General features: G+C 70.6%; 22 protein-coding genes. 7 read left to right on the top strand and 15 right to left on the bottom strand.

What is annotated here, in order from left to right; translation table 11 throughout:
- Window positions 1-5 precede the first annotated feature (5 nt).
- Both ABD951_RS11545 and ABD951_RS11550 read left to right on the top strand, forming a co-directional pair.
- Window positions 6-878, top strand: a complete 873-nt coding sequence (locus ABD951_RS11545; protein WP_345344833.1) for a LysR family transcriptional regulator — start codon at window positions 6-8, stop codon at window positions 876-878.
- Window positions 878-1,753 (top strand): LysR family transcriptional regulator, encoded by an 876-nt coding sequence (locus ABD951_RS11550; RefSeq protein ID WP_345344835.1) that lies wholly within the window; start codon window positions 878-880, stop codon window positions 1,751-1,753. The genes ABD951_RS11545 and ABD951_RS11550 overlap by 1 nt, the downstream gene beginning before the upstream one ends.
- 17 nt (window positions 1,754-1,770) lie before the next feature.
- On the opposite strand, the gene ABD951_RS11555 is transcribed toward ABD951_RS11550, so the two are convergent.
- Entirely contained in the window at window positions 1,771-2,103 is a 333-nt protein-coding gene (locus tag ABD951_RS11555) for a ribosome small subunit-dependent GTPase A (RefSeq protein WP_345344837.1), read from the bottom strand.
- 310 nt (window positions 2,104-2,413) lie between these two features.
- Between ABD951_RS11555 and ABD951_RS11560 the strand changes: the two genes are divergently transcribed.
- The 3 genes from ABD951_RS11560 to ABD951_RS11570 all read left to right on the top strand — a co-directional run bounded on the left by ABD951_RS11560 (window position 2,414) and on the right by ABD951_RS11570 (window position 5,934).
- Window positions 2,414-3,613, top strand: a complete 1,200-nt coding sequence (locus tag ABD951_RS11560) for a CoA transferase (RefSeq protein WP_345344918.1) — start codon at window positions 2,414-2,416, stop codon at window positions 3,611-3,613.
- A 177-nt stretch (window positions 3,614-3,790) separates the two neighbouring features.
- Entirely contained in the window at window positions 3,791-4,933 is a 1,143-nt protein-coding gene (locus ABD951_RS11565; protein WP_345344919.1) for an acyl-CoA dehydrogenase family protein, read from the top strand.
- Window positions 4,930-5,934: an acyl-CoA dehydrogenase family protein gene (locus ABD951_RS11570; protein WP_345344839.1), complete on the top strand. Its 1,005-nt coding sequence runs from the start codon at window positions 4,930-4,932 to the stop codon at window positions 5,932-5,934. Before ABD951_RS11565 ends, ABD951_RS11570 begins: the two co-directional genes overlap by 4 nt.
- A gap of 32 nt (window positions 5,935-5,966) precedes the next feature.
- Here ABD951_RS11570 and ABD951_RS11575 read toward each other — a convergent pair whose 3' ends face one another.
- Both ABD951_RS11575 and ABD951_RS11580 read right to left on the bottom strand, forming a co-directional pair.
- Complete coding sequence (locus ABD951_RS11575; protein ID WP_345344841.1) at window positions 5,967-7,361, bottom strand: amidohydrolase family protein; 1,395 nt, start codon at window positions 7,359-7,361, stop codon at window positions 5,967-5,969.
- Window positions 7,358-8,623 carry a CoA transferase gene (locus ABD951_RS11580; protein WP_345344843.1) on the bottom strand — a complete coding sequence of 422 codons (1,266 nt, stop codon included), beginning with the start codon at window positions 8,621-8,623 and terminating at the stop codon, window positions 7,358-7,360. Before ABD951_RS11580 ends, ABD951_RS11575 begins: the two co-directional genes overlap by 4 nt.
- Window positions 8,624-8,678: 55 nt before the next feature.
- Here ABD951_RS11580 and ABD951_RS11585 point away from each other — a divergent pair, with 55 nt between their 5' ends.
- Window positions 8,679-9,740: an enoyl-CoA hydratase/isomerase family protein gene (locus tag ABD951_RS11585; protein WP_345344845.1), complete on the top strand. Its 1,062-nt coding sequence runs from the start codon at window positions 8,679-8,681 to the stop codon at window positions 9,738-9,740.
- Between the two features lie 70 nt (window positions 9,741-9,810).
- Here the strand turns inward: ABD951_RS11585 and ABD951_RS11590 are convergent, their stop codons facing one another.
- The 12 genes from ABD951_RS11590 to ABD951_RS11645 form a co-directional block, all read right to left on the bottom strand.
- Window positions 9,811-10,716, bottom strand: coding sequence for a TIGR03619 family F420-dependent LLM class oxidoreductase (locus tag ABD951_RS11590; protein ID WP_345344847.1), 906 nt, complete (start codon window positions 10,714-10,716; stop codon window positions 9,811-9,813).
- A gap of 55 nt (window positions 10,717-10,771) precedes the next feature.
- Window positions 10,772-12,505 (bottom strand): ABC transporter permease, encoded by a 1,734-nt coding sequence (locus ABD951_RS11595; RefSeq protein WP_345344849.1) that lies wholly within the window; start codon window positions 12,503-12,505, stop codon window positions 10,772-10,774.
- Between the two features lie 5 nt (window positions 12,506-12,510).
- A complete protein-coding gene (locus ABD951_RS11600) occupies window positions 12,511-13,677 on the bottom strand; it encodes an ABC transporter ATP-binding protein (protein ID WP_345344851.1) in 1,167 nt (388 codons plus the stop codon).
- Between the two features lie 38 nt (window positions 13,678-13,715).
- Window positions 13,716-14,882: an acyl-CoA dehydrogenase family protein gene (locus tag ABD951_RS11605; RefSeq protein ID WP_345344853.1), complete on the bottom strand. Its 1,167-nt coding sequence runs from the start codon at window positions 14,880-14,882 to the stop codon at window positions 13,716-13,718.
- 37 nt (window positions 14,883-14,919) lie between these two features.
- The gene (locus ABD951_RS11610) at window positions 14,920-15,219 is read right to left on the bottom strand and encodes a hypothetical protein (RefSeq protein WP_345344855.1); all 300 of its coding nucleotides are present in this window, start codon (window positions 15,217-15,219) and stop codon (window positions 14,920-14,922) included.
- A gap of 55 nt (window positions 15,220-15,274) precedes the next feature.
- Window positions 15,275-16,333 (bottom strand): ABC transporter substrate-binding protein, encoded by a 1,059-nt coding sequence (locus tag ABD951_RS11615; protein WP_345344857.1) that lies wholly within the window; start codon window positions 16,331-16,333, stop codon window positions 15,275-15,277.
- 40 nt (window positions 16,334-16,373) lie between these two features.
- Complete coding sequence (locus ABD951_RS11620; protein ID WP_345344860.1) at window positions 16,374-17,618, bottom strand: acyl-CoA dehydrogenase family protein; 1,245 nt, start codon at window positions 17,616-17,618, stop codon at window positions 16,374-16,376.
- A 53-nt stretch (window positions 17,619-17,671) separates the two neighbouring features.
- Complete coding sequence (locus ABD951_RS11625; protein WP_345344862.1) at window positions 17,672-18,847, bottom strand: amidohydrolase family protein; 1,176 nt, start codon at window positions 18,845-18,847, stop codon at window positions 17,672-17,674.
- A 251-nt stretch (window positions 18,848-19,098) separates the two neighbouring features.
- Window positions 19,099-20,316, bottom strand: coding sequence for a CaiB/BaiF CoA transferase family protein (locus ABD951_RS11630; RefSeq protein WP_345344864.1), 1,218 nt, complete (start codon window positions 20,314-20,316; stop codon window positions 19,099-19,101).
- Window positions 20,317-20,370: 54 nt separating this feature from the next.
- Window positions 20,371-21,147 (bottom strand): SDR family NAD(P)-dependent oxidoreductase, encoded by a 777-nt coding sequence (locus tag ABD951_RS11635; RefSeq protein ID WP_345344866.1) that lies wholly within the window; start codon window positions 21,145-21,147, stop codon window positions 20,371-20,373.
- A 118-nt stretch (window positions 21,148-21,265) separates the two neighbouring features.
- The gene (locus ABD951_RS11640; RefSeq protein ID WP_345344868.1) at window positions 21,266-22,057 is read right to left on the bottom strand and encodes a FadR/GntR family transcriptional regulator; all 792 of its coding nucleotides are present in this window, start codon (window positions 22,055-22,057) and stop codon (window positions 21,266-21,268) included.
- A 134-nt stretch (window positions 22,058-22,191) separates the two neighbouring features.
- Window positions 22,192-22,968, bottom strand: coding sequence for an SDR family NAD(P)-dependent oxidoreductase (locus tag ABD951_RS11645; protein WP_345344870.1), 777 nt, complete (start codon window positions 22,966-22,968; stop codon window positions 22,192-22,194).
- 213 nt (window positions 22,969-23,181) lie between these two features.
- On the opposite strand from ABD951_RS11645, the gene ABD951_RS11650 reads away from it, so the two are divergent.
- A complete protein-coding gene (locus ABD951_RS11650; RefSeq protein ID WP_345344872.1) occupies window positions 23,182-23,895 on the top strand; it encodes an SDR family oxidoreductase in 714 nt (237 codons plus the stop codon).
- The last annotated feature ends 56 nt before the right edge of the window (window positions 23,896-23,951 follow it).

Below are 23,951 nucleotides of genomic sequence, written 5' to 3' on the forward strand. Positions count from 1 at the left end.
GGCCGGTGGACCTGCATCTCGCCGCCTACTTCGTCGCGGTGGTCGACCACGGCGGGATCACGAAGGCCGCGCGTGCCCTGTACATCTCGCAGCCGTCGCTGTCGCAGGCCATCCGCACCCTCGAACGCCGGCTCGGAACCACCCTGTTCGACCGCAGCGGCCGCACCCTGGAACTGACCGAGGACGGCCGCAAGGTCGAGGCCGTGGCCCGCGGCATCCTCGCCGACGTCGGGCGCGCGAAGGCGCGGGTGACGGCGGTCCGGGAACTGGATGCCGGCCGGGTCGACGTCGTCACCAGCTCGGCGTTCTCGATCGACCCGATGGTCACGCTGGTGCAGCGGTTCCAACGGCGGCACCCACACGTCACCGTCCGGATCCACGACACCCCCGGCCCGCTCGGCGTGCTGGCGGCGCTGCGCAGCGGCGCGGCGGAGGTGGGGGTCGTGGACCTGACCGCGGACACCGCCACGCTGCGGACCGTGCCGATCGCCACCCAGGAGCTGGTGCTGGCGTTGCCCCCGGATCTCGCCGAGGGACTGCCGGATCCGGTGCCCCGCGGGCGGGTGGCGGCGCTGCCGCTGATCCTCGACGTCGCCGGTCGCGGCGGCACCGCCCTCGTCGGCAGCCTGCTCGGCGAGGGCGGCGACCCGGTCGTGGTGGACTGCGCCCACCCGACCGCGACATGGGACCTCGTGGCCCGCGGCACCGGCGCGACCGTGCTGCCCCGGGCCGTCGCCGAAGGCCAGCTGCGGGGTGTCACGGTCCGGGCCCTGGATCCGCCGCTGATCCGGAGGGTGGGCCTGGTGTTGCGGTCCGGGCCCGCGTCCCCGGCCGCCGAGGCGTTCGCGGCGACGGCGACCGACGACGGCGAGATCTGATGGAACGCCGTCAACTCGCCTACTTCCTCGCCGTCGCCGAACACGAGGGCCTGGGTGGCGCGGCCACCGCACTGGGCGTCGCCCAGCCGACGATCTCGCAGGCCCTGCGCAGCCTCGAACGCGAGCTCGGGGTGCCGCTGTTCCTCCGCGTCGGACGCGGCATGGTGCTCAGCGCTGCCGGCCGCAGCCTCGTCGGACCCGCCCGAAAGATCCTGCGCGACATCACCTCCGTCCGCGACCTGCTCGGCGCGACCGGCGGCCGGCTGACCGGACGGCTGGACATCACGGCGTTCCCTGCGCTGGCGGCGCAGGTGTCACCCCTCGTCGCGGAGTTCCGGGCCGCCTACCCGAACGTCGTCGTCGGGTTCGGCGAGTTGGCCGACGAATCGTCGGCACCGGCGCTGATCCGGGACGGGCACAGCGAATTCGTCGTCGCACACGTGCCGATCGGCGACCCGACCCTCGAGGTGATCGAGCTCGGCAGCCAGGAGTACTGGCTCGCGTATCCCTTCGGCACCGAGCTCCCCGAGGGCCCGGTGCCCCTGGCGCAGCTGCCGGACCTTCCGATGGTGTTCGTGCCGCAGGGCCATTCGGTGGCCGACGAGATCCACGACGCGATCCGTGCCGCCGGGGTCCGGCTCCGGAACGCTGTTCTCGTCGACCACCGGGAGGCACGAATCCCGATGGTGCTGGCCGGTATCGGCGGCAGCATCGTCGAGCGGTCCCTGGCCGAGGCGGTCGCGGACCGTGCCGTGGTGCGGCCCGCCGACCCACCGATCACCCGCGCGTTCGCGCTGGCGTTCGATCCGGGCACCCTCTCACCGGTCGGCCAGGCCTTCGCCGCCCTCGCCCTGGACCGCGCGACCGCCGGATGACGGCCGCGCGCGGGCGCTCAGCGCTGACGGTCGCGGAACCGGTACATCACGCGCAGCTCGCGGGCGATCGCCTTGTCCGCCTTGGTGCGCTTGCTGCGCTGTCGTGCGTCGGCGCGGGACGCCGCCCGCTCGCTCTCGCGCAGCATCCTGCGGTACCGGTCGAGCCGGGCGACGTCGAGCCGGCCGTCGGTGACCGCCTCCTGGACCGCGCATCCCGGTTCGCTGCGGTGTTCGCAGTCGCGGAAATTGCAGCCGTGGGCGAGCGCCTCGATGTCGGCGAACACCTGCTCGACCCCGTCCGTGACGTCGTGCAGTCCGATGCCCCGCAGTCCGGGGGTGTCGATGAGCACGCCTCGTTGACCTCGAACACGCCGATGTCGATCGACCGCGAGCCCGGACCGTTTCAGCTCCTTCTGCGTCGCCGCGATCGGTGCGGTCGGCATGATCACCGGATCGTCCCCGGCGAGCACGGCGGTCCCCGCAATCAACCATGCGACGTGCCGGCCGGCAGGGACGTTCGGTGGAACGTCGGATTGGTCGGAAGCTGTGCCGGACGCACGTTCACGGGTACCCCGATGCTGCATGATGAACAGGACCCCCACCGAAACACGAAGGGACACCGCGTTGAGTGACACCGCTGCGACCGCACCGCTGGCCGGGATGCGCATCGTGGAGGTGTCCAGTTTCGTCGCGGTGCCGCTGGCCGGGATGACGCTCGGCCAGCTCGGTGCCGAGGTGGTCCGCGTCGACCCGATCGGCGGCGCCGCGGACTACCACCGCTGGCCGCTGACGGAGGGCGGCGAGTCGATCTACTGGGCGAGCCTGAACAAGGGCAAGCGTTCCGTGGCGGTCGACTTCCGCGACCCGGACGCCCAGGCGTTGATCGCGGATCTGGTCGTCGAGGCGGGGGTCCTGGTCACCAACGTCGCCGGCCGGGACTGGCTCGACTTCGCCGCCCTCGCCGCCCGCCGACCCGACCTGGTGCACGTGCAACTCGTCGGTCGCGCCGACGGCGGCACCGCCGTCGACTACACCGTCAACGCCGCGACCGGGTTCCCGCTCGCCAGCGGACCGGTGGACGTCGCGGGGCCGGTGAACCACCTGCTGCCCGCGTGGGACGTCTCGGCCGGCCTGTACGTCGCGCTGGCGGTGCTCGCCGCGGTGCACCGGCGGAACACGACCGGGGCCGGGGCGCGGATCGTGGTGCCCCTCGAGGACGTCGCGCTCGCCACGATCGGCAATCTCGGCTACCTCGCCGAGGCACAGCTCGGCGGGGCGGGCCGGGAACGCATCGGCACCGCCGTGTACGGCACGTTCGGCACCGACGTCGTCACCTCCGACGGCGTCCGGTTCATGCTGGTCGCGTTGACACCGCGACACTTCCGCGACCTGACGGAGCTGACCGGCTGCACCGCCGCGGTCGCCGCCGTGGAGGCCGCGCTGGGGGTCGACTTCCGCGACGAGGGCACCCGCTTCCGGCACCGCGAGGTGCTGTCCGGTCTGATCCGCGCCTGGTTCCGCGAACACACCGCGGCCGAGGCCGCCGCGGCGCTCGCCGCGTCCTCCGTGCTGCACGAGCGCTATCGCACGTTCGCGGAGGTCGCGGCCGACCCGAAGGTCACCGCCAACCCGATGTTCGCGCGGCTGGACCAACCACGGATCGGCCCGCACCTGGCGCCGGGCCTGCCGATGTCCGTCGACGGCCGCCACCACACGCCCCGGCCCGCACCGGCGAACGGCGACGACACCGCCGCGGTCCTGGCCGAGCATCTCGGCCTCGACGCCGCACGCATCGCCGAGCTGCACTCCCGCGGCGCCGTCCGGGTCGCTGCACCGACCGAGGTGACGGGTCCCGCATGACCGGGCTCGCACGGGCACGCCGCCACCCGATATGACCGACCCGTACTCCGACCCGGGGAACCAGGCGTCGTGCCACCCCTCCACGAGGACACCGGCATCACGCGGATCTACGGTGGCACCAGTGAGGTGACGACGATCGTCTCCGCGGACCTCGGCCCGCCGGAAGGAAGGCACGCCATGCGCACACCGCTCGTTCCGAGCGCCTCCGCACCCGATCCCGCCACCGCGGCACTGCGCGCGCAGGTCCGGGAATTCCTGCGGCAGCAGATCGAGGCGGGTGCGTTCACCCCCGGAGTCGACACCTGGCTGACCCGCTGGGACCCCGACTTCACCCGAGCCCTCGCCGAGCGCGGCTGGGTGGGCATGACGATCCCCGTCGAGTACGGCGGGCACGGACGCACGTTCATGGAGCGGTTCGTGGTCACCGAGGAACTCCTCGCGGTCGGCGCCCCGGTCGCCGCGCAGTGGGTCGCCGACCGGCAGGCGGCGCCGTCGCTGCTCAGGTACGGCACCGAGCAGCAGAAGCGGCGATTCCTGCCCGGCATCGCGCGGGGCGAGATCTGCTGGGCCATCGGGATGTCCGAGCCCGAGTCGGGGTCCGACCTGGCCAGCGTCCGGACCCGGGCGGTGCGAGTGGACGGCGGCTGGTCGATCACCGGCACCAAGCTGTGGACGTCGGGTGCGCACCACGCCGACGCGTTCTTCGCGCTCGCCCGGACCGCTCCGTTGGACCCCGCGCACCGCCACGACGGCCTCAGCCAGTTCATCGTCCTGCTCGACTCCCCCGGGGTGACGATCCGCCCGATCCTGTCGATGTCGGGCGACCATCACTTCAACGAGGTGCAGCTCGAGGACGTGTTCGTACCCGACGACCTGGTGCTCGGCACGATCGGCGACGGCTGGACGCAGGTGACGTCCGAGCTGGGGTTCGAACGGAGCGGGCCGGAACGGTTCCTGTCGACGTTCACCCTGTTGGCCGCGACCGTCGACGAGGTCGCGGCCGGCCGGATCCCGGCCGACCCGCGGATCGGCGCGCAGGTGGGCCGGCTCATCGGACTGCACCAGATGTCGACGGCGGTGTCCGAGGCACTCGAACGCCAGGAGAGCGCGGAGGTCGCGGCGTCGGTGGTCAAGGTCCTCGGGACCGCCACCGAGGGCGACATCGCCGACCTTGCCGAGGAACTGCGCGGCGAGGACGCACCGGCCGGGTACACCGCGCTGGTCGCCGCCGGCGCGATGCAGCGGCCCGGGTTCACCCTCCGCGGTGGAACGAGCGAGATTCTGCGCGGGGTCATCGCGCGGGGACTGGGGATGCGATGAGCACCGAACTGGACGATCTGACCCGGATGCTCGACCAGGTACTCGAAACATCGGGTGAGACCACTGGATTCGATCGGGTGCTGTGGGAGACGCTCGCCGGCCTCGGACTGACCCGGCTCACGGCCGCGGAGTCGGTGGGGGGCAGCGGCGGCGGCTGGCCCGAGGCGGCCGTGCTGCTGGCCGCGGCCGGCGCGAACGCGGCACCGGCGCCGATCGCCGAGAACGACCTGCTGGCCGGCTGGCTCGCCGACAGCGCGGAGCTGCCGCCGACCGGCCCCGCCTCGGTCCGCACCGTCGCCGTCCTGGGATCCGATGGTGTGGCACAGCATGTTCCGTGGGCACGCGACGCCGACACGCTGGTGCTGCTGTGGCCGCACGGCGACGGGCACCGGGTGATGCAGGTCGCACCCGGCGACGTCGAGGTCACCGAGGCCGCGAACCTCGCCGGTGAGCCCCGTGACCGGGTCGTCGTCGACCCGACCGCGCTCGACGGGGTGCCGGTGCCTGCCACCGTCGCCCGCGAACTGCACCTGCGCGGTGCGCTGGCACGGGCGTTGACGATGACCGGGGCGTCGGGCCGGGTGCTGGACATCGTGGTCGGGCACACCACCACCCGCACCCAGTTCGGCCGTCCGGTGGCCGCGTTCCAGGCGGTACAGCACCTGGTCGCGGACATCGCAACCAACGACGCACTCGCCCGGGCCGCCACCGAGGCCGCGGTCGCCTCGGTGCTCGAGCACGGGTTCGACTCCACCGCAACCGAGTTGGCGATCGCGGCCGCCCGCTCCTGCGCCGGGCACGCGGCGTCCACGATCGTCCGCAACGCGCACCAGGCGATGGGGGCGATCGGCTTCACCGCCGAACACCCTCTGCACCGGTTCACGAACCGGCTGCTCGCCTGGCGTGGCGAGTTCGGTTCGGTGCGATCCTGGGACGACGCGCTCACCGCCGCCGCGACCGCGGCCGGCAGCGCCGGGCTGTGGTCGTTGATCTGCCGCTGACGGCGGGCGGGGGCGACCGCCGCCGGCCGAGGTCAGCGGTACCCGGCACCGAGGGTCCGGCGGACCACGTCGGCGGACGGGGCGGCCAGAGCCTCGGCCAGCGGAACGCGCAGCAGCACCAGGTCGTCCTCGGCACCGACGATCACACGCCGTGGCCTGCCACCGGGATCGGATGCAGGCGCGAGGTATCCGTTCAATGCCTCGGCGGCGGTCACGCATTCGACACCACCGACCACATCGCCGGTGGGCGCGCGCCGGTCGACGGCGGCGGCGATCACCCGCCACGGATCGAGCGGCCCGTACGGTGCGTCGCTGGACAGGGCGAGCGGGATCTCGGCGTCGAGCAGCGACCTGCACCGGTACAGGTCCGGCAGGTCGACCCCGTCGATGTCGCGGAGGTAGTCGTCGCCGCGGGCGCAGAGGAAGCCGGGCTGGGTGACGACACGCAGTCCCAGATCCCGGATACGGGAGAGTGTTTCACGAGGAACCAGTGCGCCGTGCTCGATCCGGTCGCCGGGCATCGCCCCGACGTCCGCGAAGACGACCAGCAGGATCAGCAGCGCCTCCCGGCTGACGCAGTGCACCGCGACCGGACGGCCGACCGCGTGCGCGGTCGCGATCGTGTCCGCGAGATCCGACAGCACCGGCAGACCCGAGTCCGCGATCACGATCTTGTACGGACCCACGGTCACCCGCGACGATCCGGCGCCGCGGCCGGTCAGCGGTGCACCCAGCAGATGCACGCGCTGCGGAAGCTCGCCCGTCTCCGCCGCACGAGTGATCGCCTGCAGCGACGTCGGGCGCAGATCCGGCGTCGCGTCGGTGACCGAGGTGATCCCGAAGCGCGACAGCTCCGCACCGATCACGCCCAGGGACGGTGGGCCGGAGTCGGGCAGGCGGGTACGCAACCAGTCGTCCGCGCGCCACACCCGACCCGTCGGCACGCCCGCGGCATCCCGCTCGACCCCCGGATGCTCGCCGGACGCCAGCCCGGTTGCCGCGACCGCCGCGGAGTTCAGCATCCACATCGCGCCACTGCGATGCTGAATCCGCACGGGCCGACCCGCGTGCAGCCGGTCCAGGGCCGCCGCGTCCAGGTCCCCGGCGACTGATTCGACGTAGCCGACGCCGCGTACCCATCCGCCCGTGTCGGCGGGGGCCGCGGCCAGCGCGACTCTCAGCGCGCCGGTGTCGCGGACCGCGGGCGGACCGCACCGCACCGACGCGGCCTCGGCGGCCATGGCGTGCAGGTGCAGATGATGGTCCGTCAGGCCCGGGATCAGCGCACCACCGGCCGCGTCGAGCAGTGCGGCGCCCTCGCGCGGGAGGCCCCGTGCGAGCGCGACGACACGTCCGTCCTCGATCCGCACGTCGACACCGGCGACGCCGTTCACCTCGGCGCCCGCGATGAGCAGCGCACCGGTCACTGCCCCACCACCGTCGAGACGCCCGCCGTCGGGATGCCGAGGGAACGCAGCACCGAAGCGGTGTCCCGCCCGAGCTCCGGTGCCGTGCCGTGTGCCTGCCGGGTGCCGGGTTCCGCGATCTCGACCATGCCGTCCCCGGTGTCGACCACCCAGCGATCCGCGTGCCGGTGGGCGACCGGGGCGGGCTCGTGGGGACGCGCGACGGTGGACGCCACCACGTCGGACATCGACACCTCGATCAGCCGCGCCCCCGCGTCCGCGGAACAGGCGAGGGCCGCCGCCGTCAGTCCGGTCAGCGGGTCTGCGATCGCGTCGCCGACGAACACGGGGCCGGCGGCGTCGACGGCGACCAGGCCGGCGGCCGCGGCCACGTCGTCCCCGAATCCGACACGGCCGCTGGACCGTCCGTCCGCGGTGATCGACAGCCAGGTCGCACCGCGAGCCGCCGTCGCCTCGGCGTCCAGACCGAACCCGACCAACGCGCGGGGCCGGGACGCCTCGATGACGATGTCGGCGGCAGCCACCAGCTCGGCCAGTGCCCGACGGTCGGCGGGTTCGGTCGGGTCGAGGCACACGGACTCGTGACCACCGTGCAGCAGGGTGTAGAAGTCGGGGTCGCCGCGGCGCGCTCCGTCCGGTCGGGTCGGCGTCTCGACCTTCACCACCCGCGCCCCCGCGAGCCCGAGCAGGTGCGCGCACAGCGGTGCCGCCCACAGCGACCCGAAGTCCACGACGAGCAATCCTGCGACCGACCGTGCCGCGCCCGGCGAGGGGACCCGTACCGGCGCCCTGGGAGGCCGGACGGGTGCGGCCGCGAGGCCCAGCATCTCGGCGCGCTCGGCAAGCTCGTCGCCGGTGTGGGCGGCCAGCCAGTGGGCGACGGCGGGCCACGGATCGGTCGGATCGACGTCCGCGCAGATCAGCGCGCCGAGCAGGACGGGATCGTCGGGTCGGGCGCAGGACACCGCAGCCCATCCGTCGGCTGTGCGCAGCAGCCTGCCACTCCCGCCGACGGTGACGTCGCCGCCTCGCGTGCGGCCGGTGAAGGCCGCGCGCTCGGACAGGAGACGCGCGCCGTCGAGGTCGAGGGTGCGTCCCGCGATCGCGGCAGCGGAGGCAACGTGTCGGGCGAGCGACCGGGCCGTCGAGGCCGCGTTTCCGGGCGGGACCACCGGCGGTCCGTCCGGTCGTCCGGTCAGTGCGGCCACACCGCTCGCGGCCCAGTCATCCACCCGATGCGGCGGCGGGACGGCAACGGGCACACCGCAATGCTACCCGCGCCCCGGTGCCGAAATCGTGAGTGGCAGGCTGGAAACCATGGGCTCACCGCACGACGTCATCACCCCCGCCGACCTCGCCGCCGGTGCCGCGGACCTGCCACTGCTCACCGAGGGCGCCGTCGTCGACCGGCCGATGGTCACGGTCGACCTCGATGCCGACCTCGATGCGGGCACCGCCGCTCGCGCCGCCGATCGGGCACGCACCCCCACGCGGCTGCTGATCGGCCTCCGGACCCGGCCCGAGCCGCTGACCCCGGCGCAGCTCGCGGTCGCCGCCGCGCTCGACACCACCCTCGCCCCGATCGAGGCCGCGACGGAGCGGTCGCTCGTCGGCACGACCGACCCGACGGCGGCGTTCGCAGTCCTGGCATCCTCGGTGGCCGACCAGGAACACGCCGCGATGGTGCTCGGGCACGTGCTGCGGGCGTCGCGGACACTGCCGGTCCCGGAAGCCGTCGACGTCGAATCGCTCGGCTACTCCACTCTTCTCGGGACGCCGGGGTTCCGTCGGTGGCTCGCCGAGCGGGGTCCGCGCCCGCTGCCGCCGGTGTCGCCGCAGCAGCCCGTCCTCGTCCGCCGGGACGGTGGACGCCTGCACGTCACGCTGAACCGACCCGAACGGCGCAACGCCTACGGTGCCGAGGTCCGCGACGGCCTCGTCGAGGCACTGCGTCTCGCCCTCGCCGACGACACCGTCACCTCCGTGCTCCTCGACGGCGCGGGCCCGGTGTTCTCCGCGGGCGGCGACCTCGACGAATTCGGCACGACACCGGATCTGGGGACCGCCCACTTGATCCGCACCCGGGCCGGAGCGGCCCGCCTCGTCGCGGCACTCGCCGACCGGATCGAGGTCCACGTGCACGGCAGCTGCGTCGGGGCCGGAATCGAGGTGCCGGCGTTCGCGTCCCGCATCGTGGCCGCGCCCGGCACGGCGTTCAGGCTGCCGGAGGTGTCGATGGGACTGATCCCCGGAGCGGGCGGCTGTGTCAGCGTGCCCCGGCGGATCGGGCGGTGGCGGGCCTTCTGGTTGTGCGCCACCGGGATCGCGCTCGACACCGAGACCGCCCTCTCGTGGGGGCTGATCGACGAGATCGCATGACGGGCCGGTCGGCAGGTGACGCCGAAACGCCCCGGATCCGTGGAGGATCCGGGGCGCGCGAAGGGAGCGCTCAGTTACGTTGTCCCGCAGCCGACAACACCGACCGCGGGGAGGGCTGGAGGCCGAGGCGGTCCGCGGCCGCGGTGAGGTTGCGTCGGCGCTCGTCCGGTGTGTCGCCGGTCCAGAGCGTGTCGGCCCACAGCACCAGGTCCTCGACGCCGCTGTCCCGGTAGTCGGCGAGGACCTCGGGATCGGTGGTCGACACCCGGACGTAGCAGGGGAACTGCTCGGTGTTGCCGGACTCGCGGCGGAGCCGGCGCAGTTCGGTGACCAGTGCCACCGCCTCGTCCGGGGTCGGGGTGCCCGACGCGAACCACGCGTCGCCCAGCCGTGCGGCGCGGGCCAACGCCGGTGCGGTGTTGCCGCCGAGCACCACCGGGATCGGGGCGGGACGCGGGTGCACCTGGATCCGGTCGAAGGTGAAGTGTTTCCCGCTGTGGTCGAAGTCGGTGCCGGACCACGACTTCCGGAGGATGTCGAGGCACTCCTCGGTGCGGGAGAACCGGGTGCGGAAAGGCACCCCGAGCGCCGCGAACTCCTCCTCGAGCCACCCGGATCCGACGCCGAACAGCACCCGGCCGCCACTGAGCTCCTGCACCGAGATGGTGGTCCGCGCCGTGTGCAACGGGTGCCGCAGCGCGGTGACGTACACGGCGGTCCCGAGTTTGATGCGGGACGTCACCGCGGCGATCGCCGCGTGGGCCACCCACGGGTCGATCAGCTCGGTGTCGGTGTCGACGATCGTCGCGTGATGCTGCACGGTCCCCGTCGTGGGGTGTTCACTGCCGTATCCGGCGGGGCGGAGGACGTGCTCGCCCAGCCACAGTGCGTCGAAGCCCAGTTCGTCGGCGCACACCGCCAGTTCGACGAGTTCGGTGACCGTCATTCCGTACGCACTCAGTCCGATCGACCCCACGGGTCACTTCCTTTCCGGTCGAGGTGGTTTCGGGTGGCCGGGCGCGATGCCCCGGTCACATCTTGCTCAGCGAGTCGGCCCCGCCGACGAGCATCGCCGCGCTGACGCCGACCGCGGTGACACCCGTCATGATCAGCGCGATCGCGGCCACCTGCGGGTAGCTGCCGTTGGACCAGGCATCGAACAGGATCGTGCCCATCACCTGCGTCTTGGAGGCTCGCACCAGTAGCGATGCCGTGAACTCGTGGGTGAGCAGCACGAAGATCAACGCCGCTGTGCCGCCGAGGCTCCCGCGCATGAGCGGCAGCAGGATCCGGGTGTTGGTACGAAGGAATCCGGCTCCACTGACCCGCGACGCCTCGAGGTAGCTGTCGCCGAGGGCGAGCATCGTCGACAGCTGCATCCGCGTCGCGAAAGGCAGCATCAGTGTCACGTACACCAGGATCACCACCCACGGCGTGCCGTAGAGCACCAAGGGGCCTTCGGTGTAGGTGAGCAGGAAGGCGGCGCCGAAGATCACCGCCGGAACTCCGAGCGGCAGGGACACCAGCACATCCGCCAGCAGTCGCAGTGCGGGGTACCGCGATCCGCGCACGATCAGGCTGGCCGCGACGAATCCGAGTGGGAGCACGATCGCCATCGCCGTCAGGGAGAAGACGAGGCTGTTGGTGATCGCGGACGGAACCGCGGCGGTGCCGAAGACCGTGCGGAAGTTGTCGAACGTCAGTGTCGACAGGTCGATGGAGCCGCGCCAGTAGCGCGACAGCGAGACGAACGTCAGCGCGAGGACGGGCAGGACCGTCGACAGCAGCGAGAAGACCACGATCAGCGCGGCCCCGGCCCTCGACGGCCGGCCCTGCGAGCGGAACGCCTTGCCGCCGTGGGTGACGAAGCGTCTCTGGTTGCCGAGCAGGGCCTTTTGTGCGAACACCACCGCGACCCCCGCCAGTAGCAGCGGCGAGCCGAGCGCGGCCGCGGTCGCGAACTGGGCGGGGCTGTCGCTGATCTGGAAGTACATCTCGGTGGTCAGGACGCTGACCCCGGTGTTGGTGCCCAGCAGGAGCGGACCCGTGAACTGTCCGAGACCGAGCAGCAGTGCGACGCCGCCACCGTAGATCAGCGTCGGCCGCAGCAGTGGAAGGGTGATCTTGAAGAAGACCTTCCACTCGGGCATGCCGGAGACCTGGGCGGCCTCGAGCATCTCCGAGTTGATGTTCGAGAAGCCGGAGCTGACGAACATGTAGACGAACGAGCTCAGGGAGAAGCCGGTGATGATGACGATCCACTCGATCGAATAGATGTCGACCGGCCCTTCGTCCAGGTGCGACCACCAGGGCAGATTGCGCAGGGCGGCGTTGAGGTATCCGGGGCGCGGGGACAGGAGGAAGGCCCACCCGGCGATCCCCGCAACCGCCGGGATCACGATCGGCAGGATCGGCAGGATCCGCAGGAACTCGAGCCGGCGCGGCAGCCGGCTGGCGGCCCACGCCAACGCGGTCCCGAGCACCATGGCCACCGCGAGCGACCCGATGGCCAGTCCGACGGTGTACTGCAGGATCCGGCCGATCCGGTCGAGGCCGAAGGCTCGCGCGAATCCCGCGCTGCCGTCCTCGAAGGCGGTCGCCTGCAGACGGACGATCGGGACGACGACCAGATAGGCCAGGAAGGCGACGAATGCGATCACTCCCAGCCGGCGTGCGCCGGAGCGTATCTTCTCGTTCTCGGCCAGGGAAGGCCCGCTCGAGGGCGGATTGGACGTGGACGGCTTCGGAAGGGTCAGTGTGGCCATCGTTTTCACCCCACCAGTGCAGTCAGGTCGGCGGACTGGGCGTCGGACAGCGCCGTGCCGTCGCTGCCGAACATCCTCCCGTCGATCGGATCGAAGGCCAGGATCATGCGCGCCCCCCGCTCGACCGTCCGCGGGGCGCGGGAGCTGTCGAACGTGGACACCCGCGCATGCAGTTCGCGCCTGCGGGCGTCGGGCACCGCGAGGGACAACATCACGTCGAGGTGCAGGCCGCCGAACTCGACGTCGTCGACGTGCACCGCGACACCGGCCTCGCCCGGACGCAGATCCTCGGCGGCGCCGACCAGTCGAACCTTCTCGGGGCGCAGGCGGAGTACGAAGTCACGTGTCCCGGCCGCCGCACGTGGCTCGGTGCCGATGATCTCGGTGCCGAGGGCATACCACCGGCCGTCGACGTACTCGCACGGCAGGCGGTTCGACATGCCGGTGAACCCGGCCACGTACTCGTCGGCCGGATCCTCGAACACCTCACGGGGAGCGCCGATCTGGACGATGCGTCCGGCGTTCATGATGGCCATCCGAGTGCCCAGCGCGAGCGCCTCGCTCTGGTCGTGGGTGACGAACACCGCGGTGAACGGCGTCCGCTGGTGCAGGTCGTGCAGTTCGGCCCGTACCTGGTCGCGCAGGCGCGCGTCGAGGTTGCTCAGCGGCTCGTCGAACAAGACCAGGTCCGGCCGCGCCACCAACCCGCGGGCGAGTGCGACGCGCTGCTGCTGTCCACCGGACAGTTCGGCGGGCAGCCGGTCCAGCAGGCGTTCGCAGTCGACGAGCGCCGCGGTCTCCTCGACCCTGCCACCGCGCAGTTCGTCCAGCATCCTGCGGGACTTCAACGGGTAGGCGATGTTCTTGCGCACCGACATGTGAGGCCACAGGGCGTACGACTGGAACACCATGCCGATGAACCGCTTGTCCGGTGTGAGGTTGACACCGCGCTCGGCGTCGAACACCACCTGGTCGCCCAGGGTGATGGTCCCGCCGACGGGTTGTTCGAGCCCGGCCAGACACCGCAGTGTGGTCGTCTTTCCGCACCCGCTCGGGCCGAGCAGGACGAGGAACTCGCCGTCCTCGATCTCGAGGTCGAGGTTGTCCACGGCGACGGTGGGAGGTTTGCCGTCGAAGTTCTTGAGAAGCCGACGAACGGAGACGTGGGACACGGGGACTCGCTTTCTGACCGGGCTGGGGTCTGAGGGCGTTACGAGGAGAGGCCTGCGGCCGGTACCGGAACCGCACCGGAATCGGCGCCCGGTCCGACCCGAGCCGGCGCGGGTGCTGCCAGCTCGTACAGGCGCTGCGCGTGTTCGGCGCCGCTGCCCCAGAGCACAGCATTGGTCAAGGCTCGGCGATAGTAGAGGTGCGCGGTGTGTTCCCAGGTGAATCCGATCCCGCCGTGCACCTGGATGTTCTCGGCAGTGGCACGCGAGGCCGCGTCGTCGCAGACGATGGCCGTGATCGCGGCTGCCTCCGAGAGCTCGTGATCGGTTCCCCGCTCGACCGCCCACACGGCGTGGGCGACAGAGGATTTCGCGAGCTCGACCGCGACCGCCACTTCGGCGAGCCGGTGTTTGACCGCTTGAAATCCTCCGACGGCCCGACCGAACTGCACGCGGCTTCCCGCGTAGGCGACCGCGTCGTCGAGCGTGCGGCTCGCGACACCGAGACTGTCGCAGCCCAGCGCGACCAACGCGTGGTCCCGGAGCCGGCGCACCGACGGGCGCGGGTTCAGGAGCACCGCGGACGCGCGGTCCGCGGTGACCGTCGACAGCACACGGGTGCCGTCCGTCGTGGTCATTCGCGCCGTGGTCAGTCCGCCGGCGGCAACCGAGTACAGCCCGACCGAACCGTCCGTGGCGGGCGCGAACACCAGTACGACGTCGGCGATGTCGGCGTCGACGACGAACGAGGCCGAGCCGGAGACGACGACGTTCTCCCCTGCGCCCTCCGCGCGGAAGGTGTGGTCGACAACGGATGACGGTGGCACCGTCGCCACGACGAGCTCGCCGGCGACGATCCGGGCCAGGAGCTCGTCGGCCGCCGTCGACGCGGGCGCGTCGGCGAGCACGGCGGTCGCGATGACCGTGGACAGGTACGGAACCCGGGACAGTTCGGCCCCCAGCAGTGTGAGGACCGCGGCGATGTCGTGGAGCGACGCGCCGAGTCCGCCGCGATCCTCCGGCACCGCGAGGGCACCGATGCCGACCTCGCCGGCGAGCAACGCCCACAGGTCGCGGTCGAACGGCCCGTCCCGGTGGACGCGCTCGGATCGTCCGCCCGCGGGGTCGAGCCGGTGGACGGCCGATTCGACCGTCGAGACGAGGATGTCACTGTCGGCTCGTTCGGTGGGGGTCGTGCCGAGAATCATGGTGCAGCCCTTTCTGCGAGTGTCGCGCTGCCGGAGATCAGTCCGAGGAGGGAAGCGGGCGCGGTGCCGCCAGTTCGAGCTCGACACCGTCGATCGAGAGCGGCCCTGCGCCGGGGGTCACGCACAGCACCTCGACGTCCGCGCCGGAGTACCGCTTGCCGATGATCAGGGGGTCACCGCCGGCCGGGCCCTGCGTCGCACCCCCCGCGGCGGCGCCGTCGGGCGCGGCCATCGGCGCGCCCGCGCACAGCAGTGGACCGCTGACGGTGCGTCCGACCTTCACGACGATCACCTCGGCGTCGGAGACCGAGCTCTTCAAGCGTTCGCCGACCTTCATGGTGGAAGTCCTTTCCGATGCCGACCCGCCTCGGGCCGGGTGTTGCGTGGGGTGTCTACTGGCTGGCGCCGAACAACCGCTCGAACTCACCGCGGAAGGCGACGGTGTCGTCGGCGGTCAACGTGCGAGTGCTGGTCCAGATGCCGTCGGCCGACGTGGACGCCGTGGGGATGTCGGGCAGTACCGCTCCTGCGCGGTTGGCAACCGCGTTCTGGCCGGCCTTCGTGACGAGGAAGTTGGCGAACAGCTGGGCGGCGTTGGGGTGCGGCGCCTTTGCCGCGACACCGGTGTAGAACGGGGCGCCGAACACCGGCGACGACAGTCCGAAGTCCACCGGCGCGCCCTTCTCCTTCTCGGTGGTCAGCGGCAGGGTGTACACCGCGGCGGCGATCTCGCCGGACGTCAGTGCCTGCGCGATGGCCTGCGCGCCCGAGTACGTGCGCGGCCGCTGCGCGGCCAGCTTCTCCACGTAGTCCGGCGACACCGTCTCGTCGAGGTAGTCGTAGAAGCCGACAATGGCGGTCGAGACGGGCAGGATCACGCCGATCTTGCCGCCCGCGAGCTCCGGCGCGAGCAGGTCCTTGTATCCGGACACGCCACCGGGCACGCGGTCGGTGTTCCATGCGTAGGTGAGCACCGCCGCGGACGAGTAGAAGACGGTGTCGTCGTGGAGGAACTTGGCGGCGTCGAACTCGGGAGCCGAGAACGCCGGACCCGTCACGGGGACGAAGTAGTCGTGGGCGACGCGTTCGTCCACCCACGGCTTCGCCGCGGACGCCACGACGTCGGCCACCTGCTTGCCGGTCGACTCCTCGGCGGCCAGTTTGGTCTGCAGGTTCGCGTCGTTGTCGCGCACGATGTCGACCTTGATTCCGTACGCGGACTCGAAGGCGGCGGCCGCGGTCTGGAGGTTGTCGGTGGCCTGCCCCGAGTAGTAGGTGACCGACCCCTCCTGCTTCGCCTTGTCGATCACCTCCTGCCACGAGGAGTCGCCGCTCGGACCGAGGTCCGCGGACGAGACGTCGACCGTGTCACCCGAGCCGCACGCGGCGGCGAAGGTGACGGCGGCGATACCGATGCCGGCGAGCGCGCGCCGGAGCTTCGTGACTCTCATCGTCGATTGCCTTTCTGGATCTGCTGGAGGGGGAAGTTCGTCACCGGGACGACACGGGTTGTGCGGCGCGTGCCTCGCGCCAGGTGAGGCCACGATCCGAGCGGGGTTCCTGCGGCAGGCCGAGGACCCGTTCGGCGATGATGTTGCGCTGGATCTGGTCGGTACCTCCGGCGATGCTGTATCCGGGGGCACCGAGTACGTGGGCGTTCCACGAGAACGTGCCCGGGACGCCGGTGTCCGCCACCAGGTCACGGCCCAGGATGGCCCGTGCCGCGGCCGACACCGCGGTGAGCTTGTCCACCCACTGCACCTTGCGGATCGATCCCACCGCGCTCGGCGCCGCGCCCCCCTCCCGGGACTGCCGATCGAGCAGTGTGTCGACCTGGGCGAGCTTCTGTCTCAGGTACACACGGGCCATCAGCTCCCGAACGAGCGGATCGTGGTCGCGCCCGAGATCCCGTGCGGTGGTGACCAGTTGGGAGAACTGACCGCCGATGCTGCTGCTGTCGGACCCGCCTTCGCGCTCGAAGGCGAGTGTGGTCAGGGCGACCCCCCAGCCCTTGCCGACCTCGCCGAGGCGCAGCCGGTCGGGGATGCGGACCTCGTCGAGGAACACCTCGTTGAAGCTGGTTCCGCCCGACATCTGGCGGATCGGGCGCACCGCCACCCCCGGTGCGTCGAGCGGCACCAGGAACGCGGTCAGTCCCGCGTGCTTGGGCTGATCGGGGTCGGTGCGGGCGATCAACTCTCCCCACTCGGCGAACTGGGCCCCCGAGGTCCACACCTTCTGTCCCGTGATCACCCAGTCCTCGCCGTCACGGACGGCCCGGGTCGAGACGTTCGCGAGATCCGACCCGGCGTCCGGCTCGGAGAACAGCTGACAGGCCAGGAGGTCACCCCGAAGCATCGGCGGAAGAAACTCCTGCTTCTGCTCCGCGGTTCCCAGCAGGCTGATCGTCGGTGCCACGAGATGCATGGTCACCGAGAACAACTCGTGTGGTCGCAGCGGGCAGTGTTCGTTCTCGAGCCGGACGAAGGTCTCGGCGAACACCGAGTCGAGACCGGAGCCGCCGACCTCCACCGGCCAGTCCAGTGCCGCATAGCCGGACTCGAACTTGGCGCGCTGCCACGTCCGGTGCTCGCCGAGGAGACGCTCCTCCTCGACGTGATCCATGTCGTGGAAGACCGCGACATCGTACGGGTCGTCGACCCGGTCGAAGCCGAGACGAGCGGCGGTGGCGATGATCCACTCGCGCGCCTCGGATTCGAAGGCGGGTAGTGACATTGCTTCCTCCAGTGGGCTGTGGCGGCCGCGAGGCCGGCGACGTGACCGTCCGCTCAGATGTCCAGGTTGTAGAGCTTCGCTGCGTTGTCGTGCAGGATCTTTCGCGCGTCGGACTCACTGAGATGGCCGAAGTTCCGACGGAGGTAGTCGTCGGGGCGCTGAGCGTCGGACGCCGGCCCGGGAGACATCGAGGTCGGGTGCGGGTAGTCCGTCTCGTACAGGATGTTGTCGGCGCCGATCTGGTCGATCGCACTGAGCGCGGAGGCCTGCTCGAACCAGAAGCAGCCGTAGATCTGCCGCTTGAAGTACTCGCTGGGCAGCAGTTCGTAGTTCGGGTGCTCCTTGTGCACGCCGCTGTTCCGCCACTGCCAGTCCATGCCCTCGAGCGCAAACGGCATCCACCCGATACCGGACTCGACCGAGACGAACTTCAGGTCGGGGAAGCGGTCGCAGATGCCGCCGAAGATGAGCTGTGACAGGGTTCGTGCGTTGTCCATGAAGAACGAGATGCCCATCATCCCGTAGTTCGCGGCCACGCCGTTGCTCTCGTGCCCGAATCCGCTGAGATCGACTTCGCCGGAAGCGATGTGGAAGTTGATCGGCAGCTGCTTCTCCTGCGCGGACGCCCACAGGCGATCCCAGTAGGGGTCGGTGAGCATGGGGAGACCGAAGGCGGCCGGGTTCTGGGTGAAGACGAGACCCTTGTGTCCAGCGGCGGCGACGCGCTCGACCTCGGCAAGCGTGGCCTCCATGTCCCAGAACGGGAGGATGCCGACCGGGATGTAGCGACCGGGCGCGAACTCGGCCCACTCGGTGAGGTAGTCGTTGTACGCCTTGACGCACTCGATCTGAAGTTCGTTGTCTCCGTTGGACTGCAACGTCTTCGAGCTGAAGACCGCCACGTTCGGGTACAGGATCTGGGCGTGAATTCCGTACTCGTCCATCAGGGTCAGACGCTTGGCCGGGTCCCAGGACCGGGGGTCGGTGTCGGTGAAGCGGGGCGGGCAGCTCGGCGGATACTCGTGCCAGCCGGCCATGGCCGGGGAACCGACGGCGCTCATTCGGGCCCCGGAGACGAACCACGCCTCGTCTCCGCGCTGGTCGTCCCAGCGGACGTGCGGGACCAGGTCGCCCCACTTCTTGGTCGAGACCCGGGAGGTCCAGAGATCCGGGGGCTCGACGACGTGAGTGTCGGTGTCGATGATCTTGATGTCTCGAAGGTCGTACACATTTCCTCCTGAACGAGAGGCTGCGGATGGACGGATGCGCCTGGGGCGGAGGACGCCTCGCGGGCGAAAGCTCTAATATTCGAATATTAGAGGGATTTAGATCACATTGGAAGGGCGGTTGAGACTTTTGTCACCACCGGATGTGGGTGCGCCGAAGTCCCGGGCAGTGCGGGCACCGGGCGGTGTCGGGACGGTGACCATCGCCGCAGGACGGAGCGTTGCCTGCGGTGTCGGGCGCCGGGAGACGGCGACTACTTGACGGCGCCGGAGACCTTGAGGGCGATGATCTCGTCCCAGCTCAGACCCTGTTCGAGGAGGACCTCCTCGGTGTGCTCACCGTGCCCGGGAGCCGGGGTGAGCGTCGGGGTCTCACTGTCGAACCGAACCGGAGCGGTCACCAGGTTCAGGGACCGGCCGTTGGGGTACTCGACGGGGTACACGTAGCCGTTCTCGACGGCCTGGGGGTCGGTGACCACGTCGCCCGGCTTGCGGAAGACGTCCCATTGGCCCTCCTGCTTGCCCAGGATGTCGACCCACTCGGCGAGGGGGCGTCGCTCGAACGTCGCGGTCAGCTCCACCGCGCACTCGCGGGAGTTCGCCGCGCGGGACTCGAACGTCGCGAACCTCGGATCGTCCACCAGGTCCGCACGGTCGATCGCCTCGCAGAGACCCGGCCAGTACTTGTCGCTCTGCAGCAGTGCCAGGTGGATGTACCGGTCGTCGCTGGTGCGGTAGATGTTCGACACCGGATTGACCGGCACGTCGCGGTTCGGGTACGGCAGTTCCGCCTCCCCGATCAGTTGGGCCCCGACGATCGTCGGCTGCATCGCCCACGCACCGACGGAGAACAGCGACGCGTCGACGACGGTGCCCTCGCCGGTGCGCTCGCGGTGCAGCAGGCCCGCGGCGATGCCGCCGGCCAGCGCCATGCCGCTCTGGACGTCACCGAATCCGGGGCCGGGCATGTTCGCGGGCCAGGCGAGGTCGTCGGGGGCGATCGATCCGGCAGCGCCGGAGCGAGCCCAGTAGGTGATGCCGTCGAACCCGCCCTTGTCGCGTTCCGGCCCCTCGGGGCCCTGAGCGGTGCCGCGCGCGTAGACGATGCGGGGGTTGCGGGCGGTGACGTGGTCGACGTCGATGCCGAGTTTCTGCCTGGCGTCGGGGAGGAAGTTGGTCATGAACACGTCGGCCTCGTCGATCATCTTCATCAGCAGCTCCCGTCCGTCGGGGTGCGCGAGATCGATTGCGACGCCACGCTTGCCACGGTTCGACACCTCCCACAGACCGGACATTCCGTCGACCTGGCCGGGCACACCCCACGCTGCCGTGGTGCGCATCGGGTCGCCGAACGACGCGTGCTCGACCTTGATCACCTGGGCGCCCCAGTCCGACAGGATTGCCGCGGCGGAGGGGACGAACGCGTACAGCGCGACCTCCACCACCTTGATTCCGTTCATTACCTTGGTCATTGGATGTCTCCGTATGAGTGAGCGTGTGGTTCGGGAGCCGTGCGGCTGGGGAGCTCAGTAGAGCGATTCGCCGCCGTCGACGACCATGTTGGTTCCGGTGACGAATTCGGAACCCGGGGCGCACAGGAACAGCGCGGCCTCGGCCATGTCCGCGGGCGTACCCGCGCGGCCCATCGGGACGGTGGCCGAACGTTCGTCGAACAGCGAGTTGCGTTCCTGGGACAGCGGAGTGGCGGTGATTCCCGGTGACAGTGCATTCACGCGTACGCCGGACGGGGCCAGTTCGTACGCCGCCACTCGGACAAGTTGGTTCAGACCCGCCTTGGACGCCGCGTACGGTGCGACGCCGGCGCGGGCACCGAGGGCGCGGATCGAGGAGGTCACGACGATCGAGCGGTTGACGCCCGGGGTGCTCACCATCGCCCTGGCCGCGGCCTGGACGCACAGGAAGGAACCCGTGAGGTTGAGGTCGATGGTGTGCTGCCATTCGTCGACGGTCAGGTCGAGGAACGGGGTCACGGCACCGCTGCCCGCGTTGGCCACCAGGCCGTTGAGGACGGGGAACTCGTCGGCAACCCGGCTGAACATGGCGGCGACGGACCCCGTGTCGCAGATGTCCGCCTCGATGGCCAGGATACGTTGCTCTGCAGTGGCTTTCGCCCGCAGGGCGGCGACGGCGTCGGACAAAACGGCCGGTCGGCGTGCGGCGAGGGCGACGTCGGCGCCGGCTTCGACGAATCGTTCGGCGATGCCGAATCCGATTCCCTCGCTGGCGCCGGTGACGAGGATGTTCTGCCCCAGTAGGGGCTGGGCGGTGGAGATCGTTGTCATGGTGGCATCCAAAGGATATTAATATTCGCATGTTTATGAGGACATGAATCGGCGAGGATCTCGCCCGTGACTTTCGTGCGCTACCCCGCGCTCGGTCTGGCGCGGGAGCGGTCCGACGTCACTTCCAGTCGACGCGGTCCTTGAGGATCGCCGGGTGCTCCCCGAGGGTCATCGCGACGGATTCGCGCATGTGCACCGTCGCCAGCTCCCTCGCCTTCGCGGCGTCGCCGGCGCGGATCGCGCGCCCGATCTCGGCGTGTGCGTCCGCGAAGACGGTCCGCTCCTGGTCGCTCCAGGCGCTGGGATGAGCGCCGATCGCGCGATCGGAGAACAGGTGCGCCAGCGCGGAGCCGACCAACGCGAGAATGTAGTTGCCGGCCATCTGTCGCAGGTGGTCGTGGAATCCGACGGTCGTCTCGATGAACTCGCGGTGCGATTCGACCTCATGGTCGTGGGCGTCGAGGGGCGCGAGCACTTCCGGATCGGTGATCTCGCCACTGGCGACCCGCTCGGCCGCGAGGGCCGCGGTGAGTCCTTCCATCTGAATGACCGCCTCGACGACCTCCTCGAGACGGATGTCGTTGACCTGGAGGTACATCGACATCGTGTCGCCGAACGCTTCACCGGTGGGTTCGGCCACGCTGGGTCCGCCACCGAGTCCCTGACGGACCGTGACCAGGCCCTGCGCCTCGAGGAGCCGAAGGCCTTCACGAACCGAGGCGCGGCCAACCCCGAAGTTCTTGGCCATCTCCTGTTCGGACGGCAGCGCGGCACCGGGTTCGAGCCGGTCGTCGGCGATGGTCTTCGCCACGAGTCGCGCGACCGTGCGGGACACCTTCTCCCCTCGCGTAGCCGCGATGGCCCGCCGAACCGCAAGGTTCCTGATCGGGTCGCCCCCCGGCTTCGCCATCTCGTCCCTCGTTCTCACTCGTTGCACAGTTCACCACGCATCCGGATCCGGGGACACGTCATGCGAATCCCCAAGCTTAGCGGGCGAGTCAGAGAGCACCTGAAACGCTCGCCGGGTCAGGTCGGTGTCGTCGCTCAGCGGCCCATGGCGGTACGCCCCCCGTCCACCGGCAGGAGCACGCCGGTCGTGTAGTTCGCGGACGGTCCGGCGAGGTAGAGGACGGCTCCGACGATCTCGTCGGGTCGGCCGATCCGCCCCGCAGGCAGGTGGGACATCTCCTTCGCGACGACGTCCGGATCCCAGCCGGCAGCGATGTCGGTGTCGAAGGCCCCGGGCAGGATCGCGTTGACGCGCACGGACGGCCCGTACTCCTGCGCGAAGCCCATCGTCATGATCTCGAGGGCCGACTTGGCGGCGGCGTAGGGCAGTTCGCTCGGCATGGGGCGCTTGGTGGCGATGGAGCTGATGTTGACGATCGAGCCACCACCCGCCGCCGCCATCCGGGGAGCGATCACGGCCATCAGCCGGAATGCGCCCTTGGTGTTCACGTCGAAGACCTTGTCGTACAGCGCCTCGCTCACCTCGGAAAGGCTCGGGTACACGGGCGCGATGCCTGCGTTGTTGACGAGGATGTCGATCCGGCCGAACTCCGCCTGGACCAGGTCGGCCAGCCGCTCCTGTGCGTCCCACTCCCCCATGTGGCACGAGAACCCGACTGCCCTACGGCCCGTGTCGGCTTCGATCTCCTTGGCGAGGGCTTCGCAGGCGTCGAGCTTGCGACTGACGATCGCCACGTCGGCGCCGGCGCGAGCGAACGCCCGGACCATCTGACGGCCGAGCCCCCTGCTCCCGCCGGTGACCAGCGCGACCTTCCCGGCGAGGGGTGTCGAGTCGAGGGTGTGCTCCGACATCTTTTCTCCACTTCTCTCCGCGGCACCGACCCGGACCGGGCGGTACCTCGCGTGTCTCGTTCGGCCGTGAACCGGGTCCGGCTGTGACGTCGGACCGCATTCGCATCGGCGGTGACATGCGCCACATCGGCCTGTACCGTAGAACCTACCAACTACACGAAATATTGCAATATTTTCTCGCCGCCGATTCGGCGGCGTTCCGGAAGGAGCCTGATGACCACCTCGCTGCCCTGCACCGCCATCGTGACCGGGGGAACCGGTGGACTCGGCGCCGCCGTGACCGAGCACCTGCTCTCGCGCGGCTGGCGGCTCGTCGTTCCCTGGTGCGTGGAGGCCGAACTCGACCGGGTGCCACCACACCCCGACCTCGAGTTGATCCGCGCCGACCTGTCGGTCGAGTCGGACGTCGAGGCCGTCGTGGAGCTCGCGGCGAAGGACGAGGACCGACCGCTCCACGGAATCGTCAACCTGGTCGGCGGATTCGCGTCCGGTCATCGCGTCCACGAGACCCCGATCGAGGTGCTCGACGCACAGTTGTCGATCAACCTCCGCGTCGCCTACCGCGTCATCCAGGCCGGTCTCCCCCACCTGATCCGGCGGGGCGGCGGATCCGTCGTGTGCATCGGGTCGGCGGCGGCGGTCCGGCCCTTCCCGGGTGCCGCGACCTACATCGCGTCGAAGGCGGCGGTCGCCGCACTCGTCGAAGCTCTCGCCGTCGAGTACTCCGGCGACAACATTCGCGTCAACGGTCTGCTGCCCACCATGATCGACACCCCGGCGAACCGGGAGGCGATGCCGGAGGCGGACCGCACGAGCTGGGCCCGGCCGTCGGACATCGCCGAGGTGATCGCATTCCTGCTCTCCGATGCGTCCCGTGCGGTGACAGGTGCGTCGATTCCGTTGGCCAACACCGCCGGAGCGCGCTGACATCGCGCAGCGCGGGTGTACCGGGCCGCGGCCCGGAAACGGGGTGTGTGGCGGGT

This window comes from Rhodococcus olei, from assembly GCF_039540555.1.
Lineage (GTDB): Bacteria > Actinomycetota > Actinomycetes > Mycobacteriales > Mycobacteriaceae > Rhodococcus_G > Rhodococcus_G olei.